Raw genomic sequence first — 26,107 nt, forward strand, 5'->3', positions numbered from 1 at the left:
GTACGGTCAAGGCGCGGCGCGACGGCGCGCGCTCTGCCAGAAATCGAAAAAGTTGAACCAGTTGTACGGCGCCTGCCCGGCATAGTGCGCAAGGCGTGCGGCGTAGCGTTCGACTGCGGCGTGAATCAGGCGTGCCCGGTTCTCGCGCGTTGCCGCGGAGAAATCGGCGAGTTCCTCGAAGTGCACGTCGTAGCGGTTGCCCCCGCGATACAGGCCCACCATCAGGATCACCGGGCGCTTCAGCATCGCGGCGATGCGCCACGGGCCGACAGGGAAATCCGCGGGTTCGCCGAAGAATTCGACCGGTTGCGAAGGATCGTCGCCCAGGCTGCGGTCCGCGAGCACGCCCACGAGCGAACCGTCGTCGAGCCGCTCCTTCAAGTGCAGCATCGAATCCAGATGTCCCAACGGAATGATGTCCGCGCGTGCGGCCGGATTGATCGCAGCCAGCGTGTCGTTGATCTTGTGTGCGTTTTCCTGGTACATGACCATCGCTACGCGCATGCCCGGTTGCTGCCGAGCGATCGCGCGCATAACCTCGAAGCTGCCGAGGTGCGCGCCCATCAGGAACACGCCCTGACCGCCGGCCACCGCCGCCCGCACGAGTTCGCCGCCATGCACGCGGATGTCGAAGAGGTCGAAGCGGTCATTGACCAGATAGATGCGGTCGTGAATCGTGCTGGCGAAGCTGAACACGTGCCGGAACCGTTCGCTGACCGTGGGACGCCGGCGCAGGGCATGTCCGAGCCATTCGCGCGAGGCCCTTCGCGCGGCCGGCGCGAAGAGCAGGAAGTAGGCCGAAATCAACACCAGCACCGCACGTCCCACACGGCGACCGAGCCGCAGCGAGATCCAGGTCATCAGCCGCAGAGTCGCGTAATTGCTGCGCTCCGGCCGGCTCGCCCATTCGGCCGTGCCGCGCCGGGGCTTCGTGTGCGACGCGTCGCTCACGCCGGATCGACCCGCAGGGAGCCGGTCGCGACGCAGTCTTCGCCGGCGAAGATGTCGAACCGCCAGTTCGCGCCTGCTTCGGCAAGGCGGATACGCAGCTCGGTACCGGGGCCGACCGGGCGCAGGAATTTGGCCGATGCGACGCCGCACGGCGGCACGGCGCGCCCGATGGCGTCCCCGAGCGCACGCGTCGCGAGGCCCAGCAGCACCACGCCCGGCAGGATGGGACGGCCGGGGAAATGTCCCGCAAACGACGGATGCTCGGCGGGAATCCTGACGCTCGATTCGTGGATCATTCGCCGCCCAGCGTGCGCCGCAGTTCTTCCAGCGCCGCGCGCGGAAGCTTGCCGGTCGCGTTGCGCGGTAGCGCGTCCGCGAAGATCAGCGGGCGGGGCAGGAACAGCGGATCGATGCGCTCGCGCAGCGCCTGCAGCAGCGTGGCGCGGTCGAGGCCCGGCGCCACGACGACCGCCGTCAGGCGCGTCACCCCGTCGCTCTGTTCGTCGTCCGGCATGAAGAAACTGCCGTCGACGACGCCCGGGATCGCATTCAGCTGATGGTTCAGGTAGCCGAGCGAGCTGCGCTTGCCCGCAATATTCACGAGATCGGCCGAACGTCCGTGGAGCAGGAAGCGGTCGCCCGAGGTGGGCTCGATGATGTCGCCCAGCATGGTCGGCGTCTCGACATGGCCTCCGTGCGCCCACACCTTCCCGTCCTCGACGCTGAGCCTGAGGCCGCGCATCAGCTGCCATTCCGCAGTCTCCGCGGTGCGCCGGGTGGCCGTCTGTCCCGTCTCGGTGCAGCCGTAGATCTCGATCAGCGGGCACTGCAGCTGCGCCTCCACCGCCACGGCGAGATTGCCCGACAGCGGCGCGGTGGCGGACACGACGAGATCGGCCGGCGGCACCGCGGCATCGGCGGCCAGCAGGGTGCGCAGGTGGAACGGGGTGGATACCAGAACACGCGGGCGGGGAACGGCGTCCAGCGCTCCGGCGATGTCTGCCGGGTAGAACGGCCGCCCCGACCAGATCGAGCCGCCCGACAGCAGCGCCAGCAGCACGGTCGATTCGAATCCGTACATGTGCTGCGGCGGGACGGTGCCGATCAGCGTGAACGGCGTGCCGACCACCCCGAGCCTGTCCGCTTCGGCTGCGATATTACGCACGAGCGCGCCCCAGGTCTTCGGGTGCGGCATCGGAGCGCCCGTCGAGCCGGACGTGAAGACGTAGGCCACGGTCTGGTCCACGTCGATCATCGGCACCGCGCAGCCTTCCGGCGAAGGGGTCGCCTCCTCGAAATCGGGGAAACGATGTTGCGGCAGGTCGATGTCGCAGGCCGGGCTGTCGGTCAGGCAGAACGCGTCGGGTGCGAACACCCGCAGTTGCCGGACGGTCTCGGGCGTATGCGTCGAGGGCAGCAGGCTGATCTTGCCGCGCACCAGACTGGCGGCCAGCCCGACGGTGAAGCGGTAGCGGTCCGCGCACACGTTCAGGACGTGCTTGCCGTCCGGCAGTCCTGCGGCGAGGCGCCATACGTCGCCCAGGAAGCGCTCGACCGTCACCGGGCCGTCGTGCCGCCAGGCGACGACGGCGTCGGGTTGCGTGTGCGCGAGAAGCGGCAGCGTTGCGGGGCCGGGGTGCGTCATTGCTCGTTGACCGGGGTTGCGGTGGGCGAGGTGCGCCGGTACGCGCGGACGGCGTCGAGGATGCTGCTGCGATCTTCCGGGAGCAGCTTGAGGCGCACGAGATACTCGGCGAGGAACATCAGTCCGACCAGCGGCATGGTCAGGAGATTTGCGAAGGTCGACCACGCCCCGATGGTGCCGAACGCGAACAACAGACACGAAATCGCTACGGTTCCTGCAAAGAACATCGTCCATGCGGCCGTCACCTGCCGCGTATAGCGCGCGAGCGCCGGGCTGACGGTGCCGTGCATCGTGCGTGCGATGCGCGTGCACATCGGCTCGCGCCCAGCGGCGAGCGTGCGGCCGAAACCGAGCCCCAGCAGGGCATTGGTGCCGACATGCTGGACGAAATACAGCCAGCCGACGTTGCGTGCGAGCGTCGGCCAGGCGAGGGCGAGCGTCACGATTGCGGCGGCAAGCAGCGCGAGCATCAGGCCGCGGCGCGCCGATTGCCAGGCGAAGGCCGCGGCGATCATCGCGAAGGGCGCGATCGCGAGGAGCGCTCCCCAGGACGATTCATCGACGAGCGCGCTCGTGTAGTGCGCAGCCATCGCCCAGGCGACGACGGCGACGCCGATCGCCAGTCCGCGCCCGAGGCGGGCGACTGCGGGCCTCATTTCGTGCGGTTGGCCGCGACGTATTCGGTGAGGCTGCGCAGGGAGCGGAAGATCTTGACGTTGTCCTCGTTGTCGGCGCGCAGCTGGAAGCCGTAACGCTTCGAGACGACGAGCGCGACCTCGAGGATGTCGATCGAGTCGAGGCCCAAGCCTTCGCCGAACAGCGAATCGTCGGCCGGGATGGATTCGGGCGCGGTGTCCAGGTTGAGGGCTTCGACGACGAGGCCCGCTACTTCGAGACGCAGCGCGTCGAGATCGGCGGAAGAGGGAGTGGCGGCTTGGGTCATGAATCGGCGAGAAATGCGTTGAGGTCGCGGCGACGCGCGTTTCGCAGGGCGATGCGCGCGCGGGTCGCGAGACTGCCGAAGTGTCGCCCAAGGGCGCCCGACCGCGGTAGCGTCTCGCGATTGCAAGATGTTCGTGAAAACCCTGCAGTTTATCGGATTGAATCGATCCGTGCAGCCGCGAGCGGTCGTATCGTGCGCGGCCGAGGCACTTGTCCGTTATCATGAAGCGGCCACGGCGCGGCCGCGGACGCGGTTGCATACGGTGACAAAACGGGTAACGGGGCAGGTAACGGAACCCCCGCAACAGGATGGACTCGCAAGGTGAACAAGGCTTTTACGAAGGAAGGCGACGGCGAGGACGATGAGGACGACGTCCCCGCATCGGTACGCCTTCCCGCCGGGAGCAAGAACTACATGACGCGGCGCGGCTACGACGCGCTGCGGGTCGAACTCGACCAGCTGGTGCGCATCGAGCGGCCCAAGCTCGTCGAAACGGTCGCCTGGGCGGCGTCGAACGGCGACCGCTCCGAGAACGGCGACTACATCTACGGCAAGAAGCGCCTGCGCGAGATCGACCGCCGCATCCGCTTCCTGATCAAGCGCATCGAATCGGCCGAGGTCGTCGATCCCGAGCGCCAGCAGGGCATGGAACAGGTCTTCTTCGGCGCGACCGTGACCGTGCTCGACGTCGAGGACGAGGACGGCGAAGGCGAGCAGACCTGGCAGATCGTCGGCGTCGACGAGGCCGATGCCAGTTCCGGGCGCATCAGCTGGATCTCGCCGCTCGCACGTGCCCTGATGAAGGCGCGCGAGGGCGACGTCGTGCGTTTCCAGAGCCCGGCGGGGCCGCGCGAGATCGAGGTCGTCGAGATCCGCTACGAATGATTGCTGCGGGCGGTGCTTGAAATTCCCGGAACGCGCCCCATATGCAGGCGCGTTCCTGTGTAAATGGAGTTTCAATCGATGACCACCGCCGCCGGCGCCCAGACCCTCAATTTCCAGGCCGAGGTGAAGCAGCTGCTTCACCTGATGATCCACTCGCTGTACTCCAACCGCGAGATCTTCCTGCGCGAGCTCATCTCGAACGCGTCGGACGCCTGCGACAAGCTGCGCTTCGAGGCCCTCGACAGGCCCGAACTCTTCGAAGGCGAGGGCGATCTCGCGATCCGCATCTCGTTCGACAAGGACGCGAAGACCGTCACCGTCGCCGACAACGGCATCGGCATGAGCCGTGACGATGCGATCGCGCACCTAGGCACGATCGCCAAGTCCGGCACCAAGGAATTCTTCTCCCAGCTCACCGGCGACCAGAAGAAGGACGCCCACCTGATCGGCCAGTTCGGCGTGGGCTTCTACTCCGCGTTCATCGTTGCCGACAAGGTCACCGTCGTCACGCGCCGCGCGGGCCTCGCGGCCTCGGAAGGCGTGAAGTGGGAATGCTCGATGGTCGGCGATGCCGCCGGCGAATACACCGTGGAGCCCGTCGACAAGGCCGGACGCGGCACCGAGATCACGCTGCACCTGCGCGACGACCAGGGCGACCTGCTCTCCGGCTGGAAGCTGCGCAGCCTGATCCGCAAGTACTCCGACCACATCGTCCAGCCCATCCTGATGAAGAAGGAGGAATGGGACCAGGACAAGAACGAGCAGGTCACGACCGACGAGGACGAGACCGTCAACCAGGCCAACGCGCTGTGGACGCGCGCGAAGAGCGACATCACCGAGGACGAGTACAAGGCCTTCTACAAACACGTCGGCCACGACTTCGACGAGCCGCTCGCTTGGAGCCACGCGCGCGTCGAAGGCCGCCACGAATACACCCAGCTCCTGTACGTCCCGTCGCACGCGCCGTTCGACATGTGGGACCGCAACGCCCGTCACGGCATCAAGCTGTACGTGAAGCGCGTGTTCATCATGGATGACGCCGAGAAGCTGATGCCGATGTACCTGCGTTTCGTGCGCGGGGTCGTCGATTCGAGCGACCTGCCGCTCAACGTCTCGCGCGAGATCCTGCAGGAAAGCAAGGACATCGACACCATCCGCGCCGGCTGCACGAAGAAGGTGCTGGGTATGCTCGAAGACCTTGCGACCAGCGAAGATGCCGCCGAGAAGGAGAAGTACGCGACCTTCTGGAAGGAATTCGGCAAGGTGCTGAAGGAAGGCGTCGGCGAAGACCACGCCAACAAGGAGAAGATCGCCGGCCTGCTGCGTTTCGCCTCGACGCATAACGACACGCGCGACGAGACCGTCTCGCTTGCCGACTACATCGGCCGCATGAAGGAAGGCCAGGACAAGATCTACTTCGTCACTGCGGAAACCTTCAATGCCGCGAAGAACAGCCCGCATCTCGAGATCTTCCGCAAGAAGGGCATCGAAGTGCTGCTGCTCTCCGATCGCGTCGACGAATGGGTGATCGGCAACCTGACCGACTTCGACGGCAAGCCGCTCGTCTCGGTCGCCAAGGGCGGCCTGGACCTGGGCAGCCTCGAGGACGAAGCCGAGAAGAAGGAAGCCGAAAAGGCCGCCGACGAGTACAAGGAACTGCTCGAGAAGATGAAGGCGAGCCTCGGCGAGCGCGTCAAGGAAGTGCGCGTCACGCACCGCCTGACCGATTCGCCGGCCTGCATCGTCGCCGACGAGCACGACATGGGGATGAACCTCGCGCGCATCCTCAAGGCCGCGGGCCAGCAGGCGCCGGTGTCGAAGCCGATCCTCGAGATCAACCCGAACCACCCGGCGGTGATGCGCCTCAAGTACGAGGAAAAGCAGTTCGACGACTGGGCCGCGGTGCTCTTCGATCAGGCGCTGTTGGCCGAAGGCGGCACGCTCGACGACCCGGCGACCTTCGTCAAGCGCATCAACCAGCTGATGATGGCGATGAGCGGCAGCTGATTCGCACTCGCTGCCATTCAGACATCACCGAAGCCGCCCGCCTCGCGGGCGGTTTTTCGTTCACGCCTCGCCCGGTTATCCGCGGGCTGCGGAGCCTGTGCCGACCGCCACTTGGGCGCGGTCCAAGGCCGGTGCCGCAAGCGCATCGTAGAGGGCGCGAGGCGACACCGATTTGGAGAAGCCGTACGCGATCACCGATGCGGCCATCAGCGGGATCAGCATCTCGTGACTGGCGGTCATCTCCATCACGATCACGAATGATGTGATCGGGGTGAGCGTCATCCCTGAAAGGAAGGCGACCATCCCCAGGATCATCAGCGCCGGCGCAGCGTTCCCGGGACTCAGGCCGGCGAGGGCCGAACCCACCCCTGCCCCGACCGCAAGTGCCGGGGCGAAGACCCCACCGGGAATCCGGCTGACGAAGGCCAGCCAGATAACCAGCATTTTCGCCGCGAAGAAGTAGAACGGCAGCGGGGTGGTGCCCTCCAGCGCCGCCTTCGACTCCGCGTAGCCGGTCGCGTAGGTGGCGCCTCCCGTCACGAGTCCGACAAGCGCTGTCGCGAGTCCGCAGCCGGCCGCGAAGGCGATCGGGCGCGCCGCGGCGAAATTTCCCAAGCGGCCCGGCAGGCCGGGCGCCGAAGCAACGAGCAGCCGGCTGAACGTGCCGCCCAGGATGCCGCCCGCGGCGCCGCACATCAGTACCGGCCAGATGCCGCCGGGCCAGCTGAGAACGGCGGGAGTGCGGCCGAAGTACGTGTAGTTCCCCAGGATGCCGAGCGACATCAGGCCCGCGAAGATCACCGCCGTCAGCGTCGTGCTGTTCGCGCGGAAGGCGTGATGGCGGCACATCTCCTCGATGGCGAACATGATGCCGCCGAGGGGAGTGTTGAATGCAGCCGCGATGCCCGCCCCGCTGCCCGCGACGATCAGGTTTCGGCTGGACGCGATGCGGCCGAAACGTCGTCCGGCCAGCGAATGCATCACCGATGCGCCAATCTGGACGGACGGCCCCTCGCGACCGATGGAGGCCCCGGAGAGCAGGCCGCCCAGCGTCAGAATGACCTTGGCCAAGGCAATCTTCAGCGACAGCAGCCGGCCGCGTACCTCAGGATCGGGGCTGAGCGAAGCGGCAATCGTCTGCGGGATCCCGCTGCCCTGGGTTGCGGGGAAGAAGCGGCGGGCGACCCACGCCATGCCGGCAAAACCGGCAGGGGCGACCAGGAGCGACAGCCAAGGCGATGCCACAACGATCCGGGCGTGCAAGTCGATTGCATGCTCAGCCCCGATTGCGAAGACGATGGCGATGAGCCCGGCAAGCAGCGCCGCGCCGACGAGGAGGGCGCGTCTGCGCCAATGGCCCACCGAGACGAGTGGCTTAGTGTAGCGGCGGCCTGTGCGTGCGATCTGGCGGAACGTGCGAGAGGGGCGTTTCTCATCCGTTGGGGGGGTGGGGGGCGACACAGTCCTCCGTTGCGATCGAAGTTCGGAAGGTCCGGATTTGTTGGGAATGAGCGGCGTTTCCGCTACGATATCCGTAAAAGACGGTATGCGGGCATCGACCGTCCGCAAAAACATTTGCAAGAATATTTGCCGGGTTTCCCGGCATTGGGCAAAGGGGAGCTTCAAGCGTGAGCAAGCCGTCTGACCGCAAGCCGCAGGCACAAGTGTCGCCGCTCTCCGTGCTGCAACGATTCCGCGTGTTGATCCGCACGGCGCAGCGCCATTCCCAGTGGATCGAAAAACAGAGCGGTGTCACCGGTGCGCAACTCTGGGCGATGCAGGAATTGCTCGAAGAGCCCGGCCTGCGTGTCGGCGAACTCGCCAAACGGATGGCCCTGCATCAGTCGACCGCCTCGAACATGATCGACAAGCTCGAGACCAACGGCCTTGTCGCAAAGGCACGCAACAGCGCGGACCAGCGGGTCGTGCGCCTGTCGCTGACGGCGGCCGGGCGCGAATTGCTGGCACGGGCGCCGTCGCCCGCCCGCGGAGTCCTGCCGGAGGCCCTGCGGTTGCTCGATAGCGCGTCCCAGGCACGCCTTCAGGAAGAACTGGACGGCCTGCTGCAGCAGATCAAGGACCTCGACGAGGGCTTCGGCATGCAGCCCTTGCCCTTCACCGAGTAAGCCGCGCGTTCCGCTGCGCCGTCGATCTGGCCGTCAGGTCTTCTTCGACAGCTGCCGCATCGCGCGTTCGAGCCCTTCGAGCGTCATCGGGTACATGCGCTGGGCCATGATGCCGTTGATGATCTCGATCGACTGCCGATAAGGCCACAACCGCTCCGGTTCGGGATTGAGCCACGCCGCGGCCGGCCAGGCGTCGAGCAGGCGGCGCAGCCAGTCGGCGCCCGGTTCACGGTTCATGTGCTCGATCGATCCGTGCTGGTGCAGGATCTCGTACGGGCTCATCGTCGCGTCGCCGACGAAGATCAGCTTGTAGTCCGGCCCGTACTTGTGGATCAGGTCATGGACCGGGATCCGCTCCGCATGGCGACGGTGACTGTCGCGCCACACCGACTCGTACACGCAGTTGTGGAAGTAGAAGTGTTCAAGGTGCTTGAATTCGGCCCGGCAGGCGGAGAACAGCTCCTCACAGGCCTTCACATGGTCGTCCATCGACCCGCCGACATCCAGGAACAGCAGCACCTTGACCGCATTGTGGCGTTCCGGTCGCATCATCAGGTCCAGCCAGCCGGCATTGCGGGCAGTCGCCGCAATCGTGCCGTCGAGATCCAGCTCGTCCGCGGCGCCCTCGCGCGCGAAGCGCCTCAGCCGCCGCAGCGCAACCTTGATGTTGCGCGTGCCGAGTTCCAGCGAATCGTCCAGGTTGCGGTACTCGCGCTTCTCCCACACCTTGATCGCAGTGCGGTTGCCCGCGGACTCGCCGCCGACCCGGATCCCCTCGGGGTGATAGCCGCTGTTGCCGAACGGTGACTTGCCACCGGTACCGATCCACTTCGAACCGCCCTGATGGCGGCCCTTCTGTTCCTCGAGGCGCTTGCGGAACTCCTCCATCAGCTTGTCCCAGCCAAGCTTCTCGAGCTGCGCCTTTTCCTCGGGCGACAGGTGCTTCTTCATCATCGCCTGCAGCCACTCTTCCGGCAGCTCCTTCTCGAGGCCCGGAATCTCCGTCACGCCCTTGAAGTACGCGGCGAAAGCCTGGTCGAAGCGGTCGTAACGCGACTCATCCTTGACCAGACAGGTGCGGGCGTAGAAGTAGAAATCGTCGATCGCATGGCCGCACACGCCGTCGCGCAGGCCTTCCAGCAGCGTCAGGAACTCCCGCGTCGACACAGGCAGCTTGCTCGCCTTCAGATGCAGAAAAAAATCGATGAGCATGATCCTTGCCCTTCCTCAGGCCTTTCAGCCGTTGATCTCGAACGCCCAGGAGAACGCCTGAAAGGGCGCATCCTTCCTGTCGCCTGCGCCATCGCGCGCCTGCGACCCCAGCATCGCGCCGCGGACGACGGAGATGAGTCGCTCGAACATGGCCGACCGGCTGCCCGTCAACGGTTGTTGCGCGCCATGAATACGAGCCGCTCGAACAGATGGAGGTCCTGCTCGTTCTTCAGCAGCGCGCCGGCAAGGGGGGGTACGACCGCCCGCTGGTCCTGGGCGCGCAGCGCCTCGGGCGGGATGTCCTCTGCCACCAGCAGCTTGAGCCAGTCGATCAGTTCCGAGGTCGTAGGCTTCTTCTTCAGGCCCGGAACGTCGCGCAGGCCGAAGAACACCTCGAGTGCCTCGCGCAGGAGATCCTTCTTCAGGTCCGGGAAATGCACGTCCACGATCCGCTGCATCGTGTCGCGGTCGGGGAAGCGGATGTAGTGGAAGAAGCAGCGGCGCAGGAAGGCGTCGGGCAACTCCTTCTCGTTGTTCGAGGTGATGAAGACGATGGGCCGATGGCGCGCCTGGATCGTCTTGCGCGTCTCGTACACGTGGAATTCCATGCGATCGAGTTCGCGCAGCAGGTCGTTGGGAAATTCGATGTCCGCCTTGTCGACCTCGTCGATCAGCACCACGCACGGGCTTTCCGATTCGAAGGCCTGCCACAGCACGCCCTTGACGATGTAATTCGCGATGTCCTTGACCCGGTCGTCGCCAAGCTGCGAGTCGCGCAGGCGCGAAACGGCATCGTATTCGTACAGGCCCTGCTGCGCCTTGGTGGTCGACTTGATGTGCCACTGCAGCAGCGGCAGGCCGAGCGCTGCGGCCACCTCTTCGGCCAGCATGGTCTTGCCCGTGCCGGGCTCGCCCTTGATCAGGAGCGGTCGCTGCAGCTTGATCGCCGCGTTCACCGCGAGCATCAGGTCGGGGGTGGCAACGTAATCGCGTGATCCTTCGAAGCGCATGGGGGTTCCTCTCGTTGGCGAACCCCGATTATATGGGCTCCACCAACTCAGGACACCAGGTCTTCAGTAGTATCGGCCGGTATCGGCCATTCGAGATGGAAGGTTGCGCCCTGTCCGGGAGTGCTTTCGGCCCAGCAACGTCCCTGCATGCGCGCGGCTGCCTTGCGCACGATCGCCAGTCCGATCCCCGTGCCGGGGTACTCGTCGTCGCGGTGAAGCCGATGAAATAGCTCGAAAATGCGCTCGTGGTGACGCATGTCGAAGCCGATGCCGTTGTCGTGCACGGAGATGCGGCACCGGCCGGCCTTGCTGGCGCACGTGATCACGATGCGTGGACTCGCCGCCCCGGCCGAAAATTTCAGCGCGTTGCCGAGCAGGTTGCGCAACGCATGCATCAGGCCGCTGCGGTCCGCCACGATCGAGGTGCAGGAAGGCGCAAGCTCCACCACGGCGCCGCTGCGGCCGATTTCGTCGCTGAAGTCCGCGATCAGCCATGACGTCAGTTCCCGCACGTCGATCTTCTCGAAGGCCGCCGGAGTGCGTTCGACGCGCGAGTATTCGAGCAGATCGTCGATCAGGAGGCCCATGCGCTCGGTACCCTCCAGGATTCTTTCCAGAGAGGACCGGCCATCCGCGGAAAGCCGCGCGGCTTCGCTCGAAGCAAGCAGGCTGCCGTAGCCGTTGATGGCGCGAAGCGGCGACTTGAGATCGTGCGCGACGGCGTAGGTGAAACTCTCCAGCTCGCGATTGGCCCCACGCAGTGCCGCGTTGGTGCGCTCCAGTTCGTCGCGCGATCTTTCGAGATCGCGGTACAAGCCCAGCGTGCGCATCGCCGACCGAAGCTTCGCCTCGAGAATCTCGAACTCCACTGGTTTCACGAGGTAATCGTCGCCGCCGGCGTGAAGTCCTTCGACCAGATTGGCGCAACCGCCGAGTACGGTCATGTAGATCACGGGCACCCAGCGGCCACCGCACATCGACTTGATCCGCCGCGTCGTCTCGAAACCGTCGATGCCCGGCAGCATGACGTCCATGAGCACAAGATCCGAGGGCGCGGTGGCGAACAGGTCGAGCGCCATTTCCCCGGTTGCCGCGAGCTGGACCTTCTGCCCGAGGCTCTGCAACAGCATGACCATGCGTTCGCCCTGGAGCGGATCGTCTTCCACGAGCAGGATCGAAAGTTCCGGTAGCGCTTCCATGTCCGGCAGGACTCCTCGGGAACGCGCCCGTGAGCTGGGCTGCGTCAGCGCAGTCTACACCGCATCAACCGGCGCGACGAAGCACGCAGCTGACATATGCCTCGCCGTCGGGTTGCCGGTTGTTCCGCTGTGCATCGAACATCGTCTCGCCGAGGCACTCGAGGACGTCGTGCAGGGCAGCGTGGCGATCGCCGCGGCGCGCCTGGCAGGACTCGAACGCGGCGCGCAAGCCGGGGGGCTGGTCGATAGAGAGCTGTTCCTCGATTGCGAGATGCAGCGAGAGATGCAGGAAGGGATTGAGCTGTCCGCCTTCCGGTGGAAACTCCTTGCTGACTGCGTCGGGATCCTCGAGCAGCGCGTGGTATTCCGGGTGGAGCAGGACAAGGTCGTTGGCCATGTGCTCGATCGGCGTCAGGACCTCCTTCGCGCGGTATTTCCGCCAGCTGTCGATGAAGAAGGTACGGACCTGATCGCGGGATGGATTGAACATTTGGTCTCGGTCGGTGGGGGGTTAGACGGTCTTGTCGCGGTACTCGCACAAGTCGCGCACGAGGCACTCGCCGCATTTGGGCTTGCGCGCGGTGCACACGTAGCGGCCGTGCAGGATGAGCCAGTGGTGGGCGTCCCGCAGGTAGTCCTTGGGCACGCGTCGCATCAGCGCGTGCTCCACGGCCAGAACATCCTTGCCGGGCGCCAGCCCGGTGCGGTTGGCAAGGCGGAAGATGTGCGTATCGACAGCCATCACCGGCTCGCCGAATACCGTGTTCAACACCACGTTGGCAGTCTTCCGCCCGACGCCGGGCAGCGCCTCCAGCGCGGCGCGGTCGCGCGGCACCTCGCCGCGGTGGCGTTCGAGCAGCAGGTGCGACAGCGCGACCACGTTCCTTGCCTTGTTGCGATACAGGCCGATGGTGCGGATATGCGCGGCGACGCCTTCCTCGCCCAGGGTGATGATCGCCTCCGGCGTCGGCGCATCCGCGAACAGCCCTCGCGTCGCGAGGTTCACGCTCTTGTCGGTCGCCTGGGCGGACAGGACCACGGCCACCAGCAGCTGGAACGGCGATCCATATTCGAGTTCGGTCGTCGGATGCGGATTTGCTTCGGCGAGACGGCGAAAGAACTCGCGAATGGACTCCCGCTTCATGCCCGCTGCCGGATTCAGGCCGCGGACGCCGGCTGGTCGGCTGCCGGAGCCATGGGGCCCTGTGCTGCGGACTTCCGTTTCGCGGCGCGAGTGCGGATCACGTTCGACAGCGCGATCAGGCACGCGAGAGTGAAGAACGCGCCGGGAGGAAGGATGCCGATCAGGAAGCCCGGATAGTCGGGGCCGAACACGGAAATCGGGGAAAGGCCCGGAAAGAGCATCTCGATACCGGAGAACAGGGTGCCGTTGCCCGCCAGTTCGCGCAGTCCGCCGAGGACGGAAAGAAGGCAGACGAGGCCCAGGCCCATCATGATGCCGTCGACGGTGGACGAAACCGGATCGTTTTTCGCTGCATAGGCCTCGACGCGCGCAAGGACGATGCAGTTCGTCACGATCAGCGGGATGAAGATGCCCAGCACGAGATAGAGATCGTGGAAGTACGCATTGAAGGCGAGGTCGACGACCGTCGTCAGAGCCGCGATGATCAGGATGAAGACCGGGATGCGGATCTCGTAGGGGATGAAGTTCCGCAGCGACGCGACGGCAAGGTTCGATACCGCCATCACCATCACGGTGGCCAGTCCCAGGCTCGCCGCATTCACGATACTCGTGCTCACGGCGAGAATGGGGCACAGGCCGAGCAACTGCACGAGGCCGGTGTTCTGGCGCCACAGGCCGTTCCAGGCCGCTTCGCGAAAGCTTTGCAGATTCATTGAGCGTTCTCCGTCAGAGTCTTCCGCCCGCCTGTACGGCGAACAGCGCATCGCGTTGGCGGATTGCGTAGTCGACGGCCCGTGCGGTCGCGTTCGTCACTGCGCGGGCGCTGATCGTGGCGCCGCTGCGGTAGGTGAAGGTTCCGCCGTCGCGCTTGACCTTCCATTTTTCCGTCCCGACGTCCGTGAACGACACGCCGCTAAACTGTCCGATCCACGGTTGCGATTTGTTGCGGTCCTTGTTCGGATCGATGTAGTCGCCCAAGCCCGGTGTTTCTCGGTGTCCCGTGACACGGACGCCGCTCACGCGTCCATCGACGCCGACCGCGATCACCAGCTGGATCCGTCCCGCGTAACCGTCGGGTGCCACAACCTCCATCACCAGTGCGGCGGGCTGGTCGGCCAGGCGCGCACGATAGATATGTCCGCCCTGATCGAGGCCGAGTTCCGGGGTCGGGCCGAGCGTGACGGAATCGTCCAGCAGCATGTTGTCGTAGGAGGAGGGCGGCAGCACCTCCCTGATCAGGCGCATCTTCCCTTCCAGCGCAGAGGCCTCGATCGCCGGACGGGTGAGTTCGAAGGTCGCCGACATGAGCGCCGTGAACACGACGGTGAACAGCACCATGATGCCGGCCGTTCGCACGGAAGTCCGCGCTGCAGTGTAACGGGCGCTCATCGTGCCTTGTCTCCCCTGTGGCCGAAGACCCGCGGTTGCGTATTCATGTCGATCAGCGGTACGCAGATGTTCAGCAGAAGCACCGCGAAGGCGACGCCTTCGGGGAAGGCGCCGAAGCTGCGGATGATATAGGCCACCAACGCAATGCAGGCGGCGAAGATCAGCTTGCCGCGCGGCGTGGTCGCGCCCGAGACCGGGTCGGTGACGATGAAGAACGCACCCAGCATGGCGCCGCCGCTCGCGAGATGGAACAGCGGGGACGCGTAATGCGCGGGATCGGTGAGCCAGAATGCCGCCGAGATCGCCGCGAGCGTGCCGAGGAAGGCCGCGGGCATGTGCCACGTGATGATTCCCCGTGCCAGCAGATACAGCCCGCCGAGCGCATAGGCCGGTGCCAGCCATTCCCACCCGCGACCACTGACGAGGCCGAAGTTTCCGCCCTGGCTCATGATGGATTGAACCGTCGCCCCTGCAGTCCGCAGGCCGGTCTTGATCGTGTCGAGCGCAGTGGCGCTCGTAATGGCGTCGAGTTCGCGTGCCCCGCCGAGCACCAGCCCCAGCTGCGTCGCGAAGTCCAGCTGGCCGGCGGCCGGCCACTGCGACATGAGGGCAGGGAAGGCGACAATCATCGCGCAGTACGCGACCATCGCGGGGTTGAACGGGTTCTGTCCGAGTCCGCCATAGAGATGCTTGACCGCAATGATCGCGATCAGTACGCCGAGCACGGTTGCCCACCAGGGCAGGATGGGCGGAAAGCACAGCGCAAGCAGCCATGCGGTGACCACGGCCGATAGATCGGACAACGCGGGTGCGAGGGGCCTGCCGCGCAGCTTGAGCACCAGTGCCTCGCCGGCCAGTGCCGCGATCGTCGCGATTGCGAGGTTGACGAGCACGACCGCGGCGATCTGTGACGCATATACGATGATTGCGGGAATCAGCGCGGTGAGGACCGCCAGCATGACCCCCTGGACGCTGGCCGGTTTGCGGATATACGGAGAATTGATCATGTCACGGCGCCTTGTCGGCGTCTTGCGGGTTGAGCTTCTCGCGGCGCGCCTCGATATCGGCGATCTCCGCCTGCACGTCGGCGCTCAGGCCATCGGTGTTCTTGGGCATCACCGCGGCCTGTTGTTGCTTGGCGCGGGCCAGCGCCGCAGCGACCAAGGCCTTCTTGGGGTCTTCGGCCTCGGCTGGCGGGGCCGGAGCCTCCCCCGATTCGGCGAGTTTCGCGCGCGTTTCTGCGGCCTTCGCCGCCAGCTTGGCGGCCTTTTCCTCCTTTTCGCGTTCCTGGCGGTAATTGCGGAACTCGAAACGCTCGCGCGCCTGGTCGGAAGCCTGCCGTTCGCGCTCGCGGGCCCAGATCTCGCCCTTGGCGAAGCGGTAGTAATCGACCAGCGGAATGCGCGAAGGGCACACGAATGCACAGCAGCCGCACTCTATGCAGTCGAACAGGTGGTACTCCTGCGCCTTGCCGAAATTTTTCGCACGCGAGAACCAGTACAGCTCGAACGGCTGCAGGTCGGCGGGGCAGGCGCGCGCGCAGGCGCCGCATCGGATGCACGGCAGTTCGGGCGGCGGCGGCGGAAAGAGCGCCGGCGAGGCGGCGATGATGCAGTTCGTGCCTTTGGTGACCGGAACGGAGAGGCTCTGCAGCTCGGTTCCCATCATCGGGCCGCCCATGATGTAGCGGTCCGTATCCGCCTTCGGGCCGGCCAGCGCCAGCAGCTCTGAAACCTGGGTGCCGAGCAGCACTTCATAGTTCCCGGGACGCGCGACGTTGCCGGTCAGTGTGACCACGCGGGAAACGAGCGGCTCGCCGAAGCGGATGGCGCGGTGCACGGCGTTGGCGGTGCCGACGTTGAAGCACTGCACGCCGAAATCGGTGCCGAGCTTGCCTTGCGGGATCTCCACGCCGGTCAGGACCCGGATCAGCTGCTTTTCACCTCCCGCCGGGTAGAGCGTGGGCACCGGCACTACCGCGACGTCGTCGCCCAGGCCGCTCGCCGCCGTCTGCATCGCGGCGATCGCCTCCGGCTTGTTGTCCTCGATGCCCACCAGCACCCGCTTCGCTCCGATCAGTTCGCGCAGGATCATCGCGCCCGACAGCACGTCGGGCGCACGCTCGCGCATCAGGCGGTCGTCGCAGGTGATCCAGGGCTCGCATTCCGCACCGTTGATGACCAGCGTGTCGATTCCCCGTCCGCCTCCGAGCTTCACGTGGGTCGGAAAACCCGCGCCGCCCATGCCGACGATGCCGCAGCCGCGCAACCAGGCGAGGGCCTCCTCGCGCGACACAGTGCGCAAATCGAGCGACGTATGGTCGATCCAGCGATCCTCCCCGTCCGGTTCGATCACGACCGAAAGGGTTTCCAGACCCGACGCGTGTGCCATCGGATATGACGCGATCTCCACGACGGTACCGGAGGTGGATGCGTGCACGCTCGTTCCGAGGCCGCCTTCGCCTTCGCCGATATGCTCGCCCTTGAGCACCTTTTGCCCCGGTTCGACGAGGCAGCGCGCGGTCGAGCGGATGCTCTGGCGCAGCGGAATGACGAGGCGCTTCGGCAGCGGCGCCGTCAGGATGGGCGTCCCGGACGATTCGTTCTTGTGCGATTCGGGCTTGACCCCGCCCTTGAAGCTGAAAAGGCGGGTGATCATGCCGCGGACCTCAGTTCGTGCACCGGATATTTCCATTTCCACGTTTCAACGGTCGCCGCGACCGGCACCATCGAGATGCAGTCGACCGGGCAGGGCGCCACGCACAACTCGCACCCGGTGCAAAGCGGCGCCACCACCGTGTGCATCTGCTTTGCGGCACCGACGATCGCATCCACGGGACAGGCTTGAATGCACAGCGTGCAGCCGATGCACACCTGCTCGTCGATGCGCGCGACCGATTTCGGCTTTTCGGTGCCATGCTCTTCCGATAGCGGCTTGACCTCGCGGCCCAGCAGGTCGGCGAGCTTGCGGATGCCCTCTTCGCCGCCCGGCGGACACTGATTGATGTCGGCCTCCCCGTTGGAGATGGCTTGCGCGTAGGGCTTGCAACCCGGGTAGCCGCACTGGCCGCATTGCGTCTGCGGAAGAATCGCGTCGATCTTCTCGACCAGCGGATCGCCTTCGACCTTGAAGCGGATCGAGGCATAGCCAAGTGCCGTGCCGAGCACGATGGCTATGCCTGTCATGACGAGGATGGCGGTCAACATTGAGTGAGTGCCGGGTTGGAGGCGCCGGGAAACAATCCGCTGCCGGAATGCCCCGCTTGCGCCGGATCAGATGGGGACAAGGGTTCGACGACCGGTCCTAATGAAAACGGTCCAGTCCGGCGAAGCCCATGAAGGCCAGGCTCATGAATCCCGCCGTGACCATTGCGATGGCCGTACCGCGGAACGGTACGGGAACGTCAGCGCCGTCGAGACGTTCGCGAATGCCCGCGAACAGTATCAGGGCCATGGTAAAGCCGATCGACGAACCGAAGCCGAACAGAAGGGATTCCAGCAGATCATGCCGGAGGCCGACGTTCAGCAGCGGAATGCCCAGCACCGCGCAGTTCGTCGTGATCAGCGGAAGATAGATGCCGAGAACCTGGTGAAGAACCGGGCTGGTCTTCTGGATGACCAGTTCGGTGAGCTGCACGATCGCTGCGATGACGACGATGAACGCAAGCGTGCGCATGAACGCGAGATCGAACGGTTCCAGCAGGTAATGATCGATCAGGTAGCTCGTTCCGCACGCCAGCGTAAGCACGAACGTCGTCGCCGCGCCCATGCCGATCGCCGTCTCCAGCTTCTTGGACACGCCCATGAACGGGCACAGTCCGAGAATCCGGACGAAGACGACGTTGTTCACCAGAACAGCGCCGATGATGATGAAGATATAGCTGGTCATGTTCGAGAACCGGTTGGTATCCGCGGAATTATGTCCCGCCGTTATGTCCCGCTCAACCCTGAACGGGTTATAGGCATATGCCCTGGGGGGCCATCAAGCGGCGTCCTCAGCGGTCCGCGCCGAAATCGGCGGTAGCCCGCACACACTCCTGCACGAGTGCCGGTCCGCGATATATCAGGCCGCTATACAGCTGTACCAGTTGCGCCCCGGCTTCGAGCTTGGCCCGCGCGCCACGCCCGTCCAGCACGCCGCCGGCGGCGATGATCGGGAGCTCGCCGGCGAGCGCCTGCGCAAGCTGGGCGACGACCGCCGTCGAGGCTTCGAACACCGGCGCGCCGGACAGGCCGCCCTGCTGCTCGCCGTAACGCACGCCCTGGACCTTTTCGCGCGAGATCGTCGTATTGGTAGCAATCACCCCGTCGATGCGATGGCGCCGCAGCGCGTCGGCGATGTTGATCACCTGGGCGGGCTCCAGGTCAGGGGCGATCTTCAGGGTCAGTGGCACGTATCGGCCATGTTTGTCCGCCAGCCGCGCCTGCCGCTCCTTCAGTCGTCCAAGCAGGTCGTCCAGTTCCGATTCGCCCTGCAACTGGCGCAGGTTCTTGGTGTTCGGCGAGGAAATATTGACCGTCACATAGCTCGCCAGCGCATACACCTTGTCGAGGCAGGCCAGGTAGTCGTCGGCGGCATTCTCGATCGGCGTGTCGAAATTCTTGCCGATATTGATTCCCAGAACGCCCTTGAATTTCGCCGCACCGACGTTCGCGACCAGCGCGTCGACGCCATGGTTGTTGAAGCCCATGCGGTTGATGATGCCGCGCACTTCGGGGAGGCGGAACAGCCGCGGACGGGGATTCCCCGGCTGCGGGCGCGGGGTGACCGTGCCGATCTCGATGAAACCGAACCCGAATCGCGCGAGACCGTCGATGGCTTCGCCGTTCTTGTCCAGTCCGGCGGCAAGGCCGATGCGATTGGGGAAGCTGAGTCCCATGACCTCGACCGGATCGGACGGGGCCGGCTTGCCTGCGGGAAGGAAGCGGCCGGCGAGGTTGAGGGTGGCAAGGGAAAATTCGTGAGCGGTTTCCGCGTCGAGCGAGAACAGGATGGGGCGGGCGATATCGTAGAGCATCCGCGAATTCTACCGTTTCGCGCGGGACCTCGCCCCCCGGATTTCCGAATCAGGCGCCCGCCCGCGGCGGGCATGCATCCCGTTCGCTATTCCGATTCCGAATCCGTCAGCGGATCGAGGGGGCGCCATTCGCCCCGGATGCGCCCTTCGAGGGGCCTGAAGCGGATCTTGTACGTCATCTTCCGGCTGTCCTTGATCCAGTATCCCAGGTAGAGATAGGGGAGGTGCAGCCGGCGGCACACTTCGATCTGCCAGAGCACGCCGAAGGTTCCGTAACTGGCCTTGGGGTCGTCTGGATCGAAGAACGTATACACGCTGGACAGGCCGTCGCTCAGGCGGTCGATCACGCTGACCATGCGCAGGACGCCCTGTTCGCGGAATTCGACGACGCGCGTATCTACCTGGCTCTGCAACAGGAAGTGCGCGTACTGCTCGCGGTTGTCCTGATCCATCCCCCCGCCGGCGTGCCGCGAACCCTGGTAGCGCTGGTAGAGGGCGTAGTGCTCTTCCGAAAACGAGAGATCCCGCTCGCGCGCCTCCAGCGTACAGTGCCGCGCCCAGCTTCGCCGCTGGCTGCGGTCGGGAACAAACGCGTCCACCGGAATCCGCACCGGCACGCAGGCACGGCAATGGTCGCAGTAGGGCCGGTAGGTGAACATGCCGCTGCGCCGGAAGCCGTTCCGGACGAGCTCGCTGTATACGGCTGTGTCGATGAGGTGCCCGGGCGTCGCGACCTGGGAGCGCGCCACTCGTTCCGGAAGGTAAGAGCAAGCATAAGGCGCCGTCGCGTAGAACTGGATGAGTGCGTACGGGTAGTCTTTCTGCATGTCTGCGAGTGTGTGCTCAGAACAATCCCCGGCCCGCGTGTTCGGGCCAGCGTCCCGGTCCGTCACCCTGCCGCGTCCAGATTTCCAGACCGGCGCGGAATTCGGCGCGAGCCATTTCGAAGGCGCCGAGCGATAGCAGATGCGCGGTCGTCATCTGGCAATCGATCACCGCAAAATTCCTCGATTCGAGATAGCGGGCCAGGAAGGCAAGGGCGACCTTTGATGCATCCGCGCGGCGGCTGAACATCGATTCCCCGAAGAATGCCCTCCCGAGCCCGATGCCGTAAAGCCCCCCCGCAAGCGAGCCTTCGTACCACGCTTCGACACTGTGTGCATAGCCGAGTTCGTGCATGCGACGGTAGGCTGCCTGCATCTCCTCGGTGATCCACGTACCCCCTCCGGGTTCCCGCGGTGCCGCGCATGCGGCGACGACTTCGGAAAACGCCGTATCGAAACGCATCTCGAAGCGCTGCTGGCGCAAGGTCCGGCCCAGCGAGCGGGAAATCTTCATCCTCGACGGGGCGAGCACCAGTCGGGGATCCGGGCTCCACCAGAGTATCGGCTCGCCTGCGCTGTACCACGGAAATATCCCCTGGCGGTAGGCGGCGAGCAGCCATTCCGGGTCAAGCGCGCCGCCCGCGGCGAGCAGGCCTGGCGGATCGTCAAGTGCCGACTCGACCGGGGGAAACCGCGGAGTACCCGTGAGCCAGGGAATCATCGCTTGCGATTACTGCGTCCGGAGTGGGCCGATCAGTGGCCGCTCCTGCACCGCGTCGTCCGACCCCTCGTGAAAGGTCACCACGTGATCGACATCCAGCCGGATACCGATCCGCTCGCCGAGTGCATGGTTGTGGTGGCTCGGCACCAGTGACAGTACCTTTGAGCCGCTTTCGAGTTTCAACGTGTACAGGATGTCCGCGCCGCGGAAGGCCTTGTGCACCACCTCGGCCTGCAAGGCGCTCGTGTCGTCGTGCACGATGTCGTCCGGCCGCAGGAGCACCGACACGGTGCAGTCACGGTCGCAGTTGCCGCAACCGATACCGCATTCCACCGGAATGGCGCTGTTCAGCGTGCCGAGCTCGACCTTGACCTGGTGGTCGTTGAGTACCAGCCCCTGGAGAAACACCCCCTGTCCGACAAAATCCGCGACGAAGCGATTGGCGGGGCGGTGATAAAGGTTATACGGCGTATCCCATTGCTGGATGCGCCCTTCGTTCATGATTCCGATCTCGTCCGCGACCGCGAACGCTTCGTGCTGATCGTGGGTGACCAGAATCGCCGTTGTGTTCGTCGCCTTGATGATGTCGCGCACCTCGAACGACAGGCGTTCGCGCAACTCCACATCGAGATTCGAGAAGGGTTCGTCGAGCAGGAGAAGGCTGGGGCGCGGGGCAAGCGCGCGCGCGAGAGCGACCCGCTGCTGCTGGCCTCCGGACATCTCGTGCGGATACTTGTGCCCCTGGCCGGCCAGTCCCACGACACGCAGCAACTCGGCGACGCGGTCACGACGCTGCTGTGTGTCGAGATGGCGCAGGCCGAACCCGATGTTTTCTGACACCGAAAGATGCGGGAACAGCGCGTAATCCTGAAACACCATTCCGATGCGCCGGCTCTCGGGCGGAACATGCAGGTCGCTCCTGCTCACCACCTTGCCGTCGAGCCGGATCTGCCCGGCCGTGACGGGTTCGAACCCCGCGATGCAGCGCAAGACAGTGGTCTTGCCGCAGCCGGACGGGCCCAGCAGACAGCCGATGCTGCCCTGTTCGAGACGGAATGAAAGCTTGCGGACGACCTGATGGCCGCCGTACGCCAGATCGATGCCGGCGAGCTCGAGATGGGACATGGGGAATCCGATACTGCGTTGAAAAGTGCGATGGCCATTATTGCATCGCGGTAACCGAAATGGGATGAATTATAATTCTCGATAGCCTGCCGCGTGGAATGGACCTAGCGGCGTGACCCCGTCGGGAGCGAGATGAGATTTCTGGAAGGGCTGGAAAAGTTGCGCGAGCGCTGGTCGTCCTTGACGGCCGGGTCACTGCTGATCTCCGTTCTGATCGCGATGCCGGTGATTTCCGTGTTCTCGAACGTGTTCGTCGGAGGAACCTCTGGAACCTGGAGTCACCTGTCGTCCACCGTCCTGCCGGAGTTCATCCGTAACACGCTGATCCTGTGTGCGGGTGTCGGTCTGGGCGTGTCGACCATAGGGGTGGCGACGGCCTGGCTGACCACCATGACCGAGTTTCCGGGGCGCCGCTTCTTCCAGTGGGCCCTGGTCCTGCCCCTCGCCGTCCCGGCCTACGTGATGGCCTATGTCTACACGGATTTCCTCCAGTTCGTGGGTCCCCTGCAAAGCGGGCTGCGCGAGCTCTTCGGATGGAAGGCGGGTGACTACTGGTTCCCGGATGTCCGGACCGCGGGCGGTGCGGTTGCGATGTTCATGTTCGTCCTGTACCCGTACGTTTACCTCCTGGCACGAACAGCGTTTCTCGAGCGGGCGTCCGGAATGCTCGAAGCAGGACGCTCGCTGGGCCTCGGCCCCTGGGGCAGCTTTTTCCGTGTCTCGCTGCCTTTGGCCCGACCCGCCGTGGTAGCCGGTTCCGCGCTGGCGCTGATGGAAACGCTTGCGGATTTCGGCACGGTCTCGTACTTCGGCGTGCAGACGTTCACGACCGGCATCTACCGTGCCTGGTTTTCCCTCGGCGATCGCGTCGCCGCCGCACAGCTTTCCGCGATGCTGCTGGCTTTCGTCGTGCTGGTGCTCGTTCTCGAACACGCCAGCCGGGGGCGGGCGCGGTTCAACAACACCTCGCGCCAGCAGATGGTGCCGACGCCGGTCCGGCTGTCGCGTCCGATGGGCCTTATTGCCACACTCGCCTGCCTGCTGCCGCTCCTTCTCGGATTCCTGCTGCCGGCCTTTCTGCTGGTGCGCATGGCGCTCGTGGAGGGCGATGCGCAGTTCGGCGCGCGCTTCGTGCAACTGGCGCGCAACAGTTTCGTGCTCGCTCTGGTAACGGCGCTGCTCGCCGTGCTGCTGGCGATCCTGCTCGGCTATGCTGCGCGGCTGGCACGCACGCGCCTGCCGCGAGTGCTGAATCGCATCGTCGGGCTCGGTTATGCCGTTCCGGGATCGGTCATCGCGGTCGGGGTGCTGATTCCGGTGACGAGACTCGACCATGTGATCTCGGCTTGGTGGCAGGGCGTGACCGGCGTGAATCCAGGCCTTGTGCTCACCGGGGGAATCGCCGCGCTCGTGTATGCTTATTTGGGCCGTTTTCTTTCCGTCGCGCTTCATACGGTCGAAACCAGTCTGGGCAAGATCACGTCGAGCATGGATGATGCGTCCCGCAGTCTCGGTGTCGGAAAGTGGGCCACGCTGCAGCGCGTCCATGTCCCGATCCTGCGGGGCAGCCTGCTCACTGCCAGCCTGCTCGTCTTTGTCGACGTGATGAAGGAATTGCCGGCGACCCTCGTGATGAGACCGTTCAATTTCGACACCTTGGCGACGCAGGCTCACACGCTCGCATCGGATGAACGGCTGGCCGAGGCATCCACGGCTGCCGTGACGATCGTCGCGGTCGGCCTGCTGCCGATGTTCATCATCTCGCGCCAGATTGCGCGCGGAAACCGGCGCACAGTCGAGGAGACGGAAGTCTAGAGTGCAGTTCGAATGCGAAATACGGCCGAGGAGGCGGGATGACAATCAAAATATTATTGTGGTGCGACGATCTGATGAACCGCATGCGGCTCGAGTCGGAGTGGAAGGCAGCCGGTGCGACGATGCTCAAGAAGCGAGGTACGGAAACACCCGACTGCATCGTGGTGGATCTTGCGGTGCGTAAAGCGTGTGATCACATTGCACAGTTGCGCGCGACCTTTCCCCAGGTCGATATCATAGTTTTCGGTCCGCAATACGACCCCGACGCGTTCGAGGCGGCAAAGCGGGCCGGAGCAACCGAGGTGGCAGCGCGCGGATCGATCGTGGAGCGAGTGTCGCGTCGTTTTCCGAAGTAAGGAGTTCGCTTCGTTGGATCTGCGTCCCCGTCACCCGCTGAACACACGACTTTTTGAGCAAGAACAGGAGCGGGCACGCCCAAACGATGGGATAATTCGACCATGAATGCACCGCAATCGACTTCTCCGCGTCGTCGCCTGCAGGAACTGCTGGCGATTCCTGACAATCAGCGCACCGACGCCGAATGGGACGAACTCAACGAACTCGAGATCAGTCTTGCTCCGGGAAATCGTGAAGGCGCTCCCGATCCCAACCTCAGGCGTCCGACGCCCTCGACGGGACTGGGCCCCAAGCCCTCCCGTGGCCCGCGGCCAGGGGGGCGCCAGCAAAAATCTGGCGGACAAGGCAAGACTCCCCCGCAGCAGAAGCCGCCAGTCCAGCCGAAGAGCGCTGCTGCTGCGCCGGCACTGGCGGGCGAAGATGTACCGGCCAAGAAGCCGGCGCGGAAATTCCGCAAGCGTTCCCCGAAGCCGAACACGACGCCTACCCCTCAGTCGGAGTAGGTGCGCTGTCCGTAGCGGGTTCCTCCTGAAGTCGCTGCCAGGCTTGCATGAAAGGACGACGCCTTCCGGGTAAACCGGAAGGCGTCGTCCTTTTCCTGCGGGGGCTCTGACCTACACTGGTGTGCGGCGGGGCGGTCGCCCCGACGCAGACCGAACGATCAACGGAACCCGGCGCGGTCGTAGATCTTTTGCGCTTCGGCAGCGGTGTTGGCGAGTTCGCCGACGGGCAGGCTGTCCGCCTTGAATTTGCCGAGCGTGTCGAGCGCGGGGTTGGTGACTTTTACGTTCGCCACGACCGGCCATTCATTGTTTCCATTGGCGAAGTAGCCCTGCGCCTCGTCCGATGCGAGGTACTCGAGGAACTTGACCGCGGCACCCTTGTTCGGGGCGTTCTTCAGCATGCCCGCGCCCGAAACGTTGATGTGCGTGCCCCATGTCTTCTGGTTCGGCCAAACGGTTCCGATCTTCGCGACGACGGCCTTGTCCTCGGCCTTGTCCGAGTTCATCAGACGCGCAAGATAATAGGTATTGGCGATCGTCACGCCGCACTCGCCAGCTGCCACCGCCTTGATCTGGTCGGTATCGCCGCCTTTCGGCGCGCGAGCAAAATTCGCAACCACGTTCCTGGCCCAGGTCTCCGTCGCTTCGGCTCCATTGTGTTTCACGAGAGCCGCCCCGAGGGAAATGTTGTACGGGTGGCTACCGGAGCGCGAGCAGACCTTTCCCTTCAGTGCAGGAGCCGCAAGGCTCTCGTAAGTCTGCACATCTTCCGCCTTGACCGAATCCTTGTTGTAAATGATCACGCGGGCGCGCGTCGAATATGCGTACCAGTTTTCGGCGCGCAGATTCGCGGGAATGCGCTCTTCGAGAACCTTCGACTTCACCGGCGCGAAGATCCCGAGCTCGTCCGCCTTGGCCAGGCGCGACGCATCGACGGTGATGAAGACGTCGGCCGGGCTGTTCGCACCCTCGTTGCGGATGCGCTCGAGCAGTTCGTCTTCCTTGGCCTCGATTCGGTTGATCTTGATGCCGGTCTGTTTCGTGAAGTTCGAATACAAGGCCTCATCGGTCTGATAGTGGCGGGCCGAATACAGATTGAGCTCCGTGTCCGCTGCGATTGCGTGAGTGGAGAGCGCACCGATACTGGTGACGATGGAGGCGATAAGCGTCTTGTTCATGTGGTTCCCTTGCGTTGTCATGGGGCGATGGCGCAATACTATCGAGAACAATTCTT

29 protein-coding genes are annotated in these 26,107 nt (G+C 64.8%); 6 read left to right on the forward strand and 23 right to left on the reverse strand.

The annotated features are described in order from the left end of the window. Window positions 1–6 precede the first annotated feature (6 nt). The 5 genes from BW991_RS09945 to BW991_RS09965 are packed head-to-tail and all read right to left on the reverse strand — an operon-like array spanning window position 7 to window position 3,539. On the reverse strand, window positions 7–951 hold the full coding sequence (locus tag BW991_RS09945; protein ID WP_076601933.1) for a lysophospholipid acyltransferase family protein: 945 nt from the start codon (window positions 949–951) through the stop codon (window positions 7–9). After that, entirely contained in the window at window positions 948–1,247 is a 300-nt protein-coding gene (locus BW991_RS23855; RefSeq protein ID WP_076601934.1) for an ApeI family dehydratase, read from the reverse strand. Before BW991_RS23855 ends, BW991_RS09945 begins: the two co-directional genes overlap by 4 nt. Beyond that, window positions 1,244–2,596: an AMP-binding protein gene (locus BW991_RS09955; protein WP_076601935.1), complete on the reverse strand. Its 1,353-nt coding sequence runs from the start codon at window positions 2,594–2,596 to the stop codon at window positions 1,244–1,246. The genes BW991_RS23855 and BW991_RS09955 overlap by 4 nt, the downstream gene beginning before the upstream one ends. Next, window positions 2,593–3,252 (reverse strand): COG4648 family protein, encoded by a 660-nt coding sequence (locus tag BW991_RS09960; RefSeq protein WP_076601936.1) that lies wholly within the window; start codon window positions 3,250–3,252, stop codon window positions 2,593–2,595. Before BW991_RS09960 ends, BW991_RS09955 begins: the two co-directional genes overlap by 4 nt. Next, the gene (locus BW991_RS09965; RefSeq protein ID WP_050415653.1) at window positions 3,249–3,539 is read right to left on the reverse strand and encodes a phosphopantetheine-binding protein; all 291 of its coding nucleotides are present in this window, start codon (window positions 3,537–3,539) and stop codon (window positions 3,249–3,251) included. Before BW991_RS09965 ends, BW991_RS09960 begins: the two co-directional genes overlap by 4 nt. A gap of 321 nt (window positions 3,540–3,860) precedes the next feature. Between BW991_RS09965 and greB the strand changes: the two genes are divergently transcribed. Then, window positions 3,861–4,424: a transcription elongation factor GreB gene (gene greB, locus BW991_RS09970; RefSeq protein ID WP_076601937.1), complete on the forward strand. Its 564-nt coding sequence runs from the start codon at window positions 3,861–3,863 to the stop codon at window positions 4,422–4,424. Window positions 4,425–4,502: 78 nt separating this feature from the next. After that, entirely contained in the window at window positions 4,503–6,431 is a 1,929-nt protein-coding gene (gene htpG / locus BW991_RS09975) for a molecular chaperone HtpG (RefSeq protein WP_076601938.1), read from the forward strand. Between the two features lie 75 nt (window positions 6,432–6,506). On the opposite strand, the gene BW991_RS09980 is transcribed toward htpG, so the two are convergent. Further along, a complete protein-coding gene (locus BW991_RS09980; RefSeq protein ID WP_084205036.1) occupies window positions 6,507–8,006 on the reverse strand; it encodes a chloride channel protein in 1,500 nt (499 codons plus the stop codon). Between the two features lie 53 nt (window positions 8,007–8,059). Between BW991_RS09980 and BW991_RS09985 the strand changes: the two genes are divergently transcribed. Next, window positions 8,060–8,557 (forward strand): MarR family winged helix-turn-helix transcriptional regulator, encoded by a 498-nt coding sequence (locus BW991_RS09985; RefSeq protein ID WP_244551660.1) that lies wholly within the window; start codon window positions 8,060–8,062, stop codon window positions 8,555–8,557. 33 nt (window positions 8,558–8,590) lie between these two features. Here BW991_RS09985 and BW991_RS09990 read toward each other — a convergent pair whose 3' ends face one another. The 16 genes from BW991_RS09990 to BW991_RS10060 form a co-directional block, all read right to left on the reverse strand. Further along, window positions 8,591–9,769 (reverse strand): vWA domain-containing protein, encoded by a 1,179-nt coding sequence (locus tag BW991_RS09990; RefSeq protein ID WP_076601940.1) that lies wholly within the window; start codon window positions 9,767–9,769, stop codon window positions 8,591–8,593. 24 nt (window positions 9,770–9,793) lie between these two features. Then, entirely contained in the window at window positions 9,794–9,919 is a 126-nt protein-coding gene (locus tag BW991_RS24345) for a hypothetical protein (RefSeq protein WP_280174119.1), read from the reverse strand. A gap of 17 nt (window positions 9,920–9,936) precedes the next feature. Further along, on the reverse strand, window positions 9,937–10,779 hold the full coding sequence (locus BW991_RS09995) for an AAA family ATPase (RefSeq protein WP_076601941.1): 843 nt from the start codon (window positions 10,777–10,779) through the stop codon (window positions 9,937–9,939). Between the two features lie 47 nt (window positions 10,780–10,826). Beyond that, a complete protein-coding gene (locus BW991_RS10000; RefSeq protein WP_076601942.1) occupies window positions 10,827–11,978 on the reverse strand; it encodes a sensor histidine kinase in 1,152 nt (383 codons plus the stop codon). 64 nt (window positions 11,979–12,042) lie between these two features. Beyond that, window positions 12,043–12,468 (reverse strand): DUF1841 family protein, encoded by a 426-nt coding sequence (locus BW991_RS10005; RefSeq protein ID WP_076601943.1) that lies wholly within the window; start codon window positions 12,466–12,468, stop codon window positions 12,043–12,045. A 21-nt stretch (window positions 12,469–12,489) separates the two neighbouring features. After that, entirely contained in the window at window positions 12,490–13,122 is a 633-nt protein-coding gene (gene nth, locus BW991_RS10010; RefSeq protein WP_076601944.1) for an endonuclease III, read from the reverse strand. Between the two features lie 14 nt (window positions 13,123–13,136). Then, window positions 13,137–13,835 (reverse strand): electron transport complex subunit E, encoded by a 699-nt coding sequence (locus BW991_RS10015; protein ID WP_076601945.1) that lies wholly within the window; start codon window positions 13,833–13,835, stop codon window positions 13,137–13,139. A gap of 13 nt (window positions 13,836–13,848) precedes the next feature. Beyond that, complete coding sequence (locus BW991_RS10020; protein WP_076601946.1) at window positions 13,849–14,511, reverse strand: RnfABCDGE type electron transport complex subunit G; 663 nt, start codon at window positions 14,509–14,511, stop codon at window positions 13,849–13,851. After that, window positions 14,508–15,518, reverse strand: coding sequence for an RnfABCDGE type electron transport complex subunit D (locus tag BW991_RS10025; RefSeq protein ID WP_076601947.1), 1,011 nt, complete (start codon window positions 15,516–15,518; stop codon window positions 14,508–14,510). Before BW991_RS10025 ends, BW991_RS10020 begins: the two co-directional genes overlap by 4 nt. Before the next feature lies 1 nt (window position 15,519). Next, window positions 15,520–17,169 carry an electron transport complex subunit RsxC gene (gene rsxC / locus BW991_RS10030; RefSeq protein WP_076601948.1) on the reverse strand — a complete coding sequence of 550 codons (1,650 nt, stop codon included), beginning with the start codon at window positions 17,167–17,169 and terminating at the stop codon, window positions 15,520–15,522. Next, on the reverse strand, window positions 17,166–17,717 hold the full coding sequence (rsxB, locus tag BW991_RS10035; RefSeq protein ID WP_076601949.1) for an electron transport complex subunit RsxB: 552 nt from the start codon (window positions 17,715–17,717) through the stop codon (window positions 17,166–17,168). The genes rsxC and rsxB overlap by 4 nt, the downstream gene beginning before the upstream one ends. 97 nt (window positions 17,718–17,814) lie before the next feature. Next, window positions 17,815–18,399, reverse strand: coding sequence for an electron transport complex subunit RsxA (gene rsxA / locus BW991_RS10040; RefSeq protein ID WP_076601950.1), 585 nt, complete (start codon window positions 18,397–18,399; stop codon window positions 17,815–17,817). A gap of 106 nt (window positions 18,400–18,505) precedes the next feature. After that, window positions 18,506–19,528: a quinone-dependent dihydroorotate dehydrogenase gene (locus tag BW991_RS10045; protein WP_076601951.1), complete on the reverse strand. Its 1,023-nt coding sequence runs from the start codon at window positions 19,526–19,528 to the stop codon at window positions 18,506–18,508. 86 nt (window positions 19,529–19,614) lie between these two features. Further along, complete coding sequence (locus tag BW991_RS10050; protein WP_076601952.1) at window positions 19,615–20,355, reverse strand: arginyltransferase; 741 nt, start codon at window positions 20,353–20,355, stop codon at window positions 19,615–19,617. Window positions 20,356–20,371: 16 nt separating this feature from the next. Then, window positions 20,372–21,073 carry a leucyl/phenylalanyl-tRNA--protein transferase gene (gene aat / locus BW991_RS10055; protein WP_076601953.1) on the reverse strand — a complete coding sequence of 234 codons (702 nt, stop codon included), beginning with the start codon at window positions 21,071–21,073 and terminating at the stop codon, window positions 20,372–20,374. A gap of 9 nt (window positions 21,074–21,082) precedes the next feature. Next, window positions 21,083–22,198, reverse strand: a complete 1,116-nt coding sequence (locus tag BW991_RS10060) for an ABC transporter ATP-binding protein (RefSeq protein WP_076601954.1) — start codon at window positions 22,196–22,198, stop codon at window positions 21,083–21,085. A gap of 132 nt (window positions 22,199–22,330) precedes the next feature. Between BW991_RS10060 and BW991_RS10065 the strand changes: the two genes are divergently transcribed. The 3 genes from BW991_RS10065 to BW991_RS10075 all read left to right on the forward strand — a co-directional run bounded on the left by BW991_RS10065 (window position 22,331) and on the right by BW991_RS10075 (window position 24,873). After that, a complete protein-coding gene (locus BW991_RS10065) occupies window positions 22,331–24,013 on the forward strand; it encodes an ABC transporter permease (RefSeq protein WP_076601955.1) in 1,683 nt (560 codons plus the stop codon). A gap of 38 nt (window positions 24,014–24,051) precedes the next feature. Next, window positions 24,052–24,369, forward strand: coding sequence for a response regulator (locus BW991_RS10070; RefSeq protein WP_076601956.1), 318 nt, complete (start codon window positions 24,052–24,054; stop codon window positions 24,367–24,369). Between the two features lie 102 nt (window positions 24,370–24,471). Next, complete coding sequence (locus BW991_RS10075) at window positions 24,472–24,873, forward strand: hypothetical protein (protein WP_076601957.1); 402 nt, start codon at window positions 24,472–24,474, stop codon at window positions 24,871–24,873. Between the two features lie 158 nt (window positions 24,874–25,031). Here BW991_RS10075 and BW991_RS10080 read toward each other — a convergent pair whose 3' ends face one another. Beyond that, a complete protein-coding gene (locus BW991_RS10080; RefSeq protein ID WP_076601958.1) occupies window positions 25,032–26,051 on the reverse strand; it encodes an extracellular solute-binding protein in 1,020 nt (339 codons plus the stop codon). Window positions 26,052–26,107: the final 56 nt, after the last annotated feature.

The organism is Aromatoleum tolulyticum (genome assembly GCF_900156155.1).
Lineage (GTDB): Bacteria > Pseudomonadota > Gammaproteobacteria > Burkholderiales > Rhodocyclaceae > Aromatoleum > Aromatoleum tolulyticum.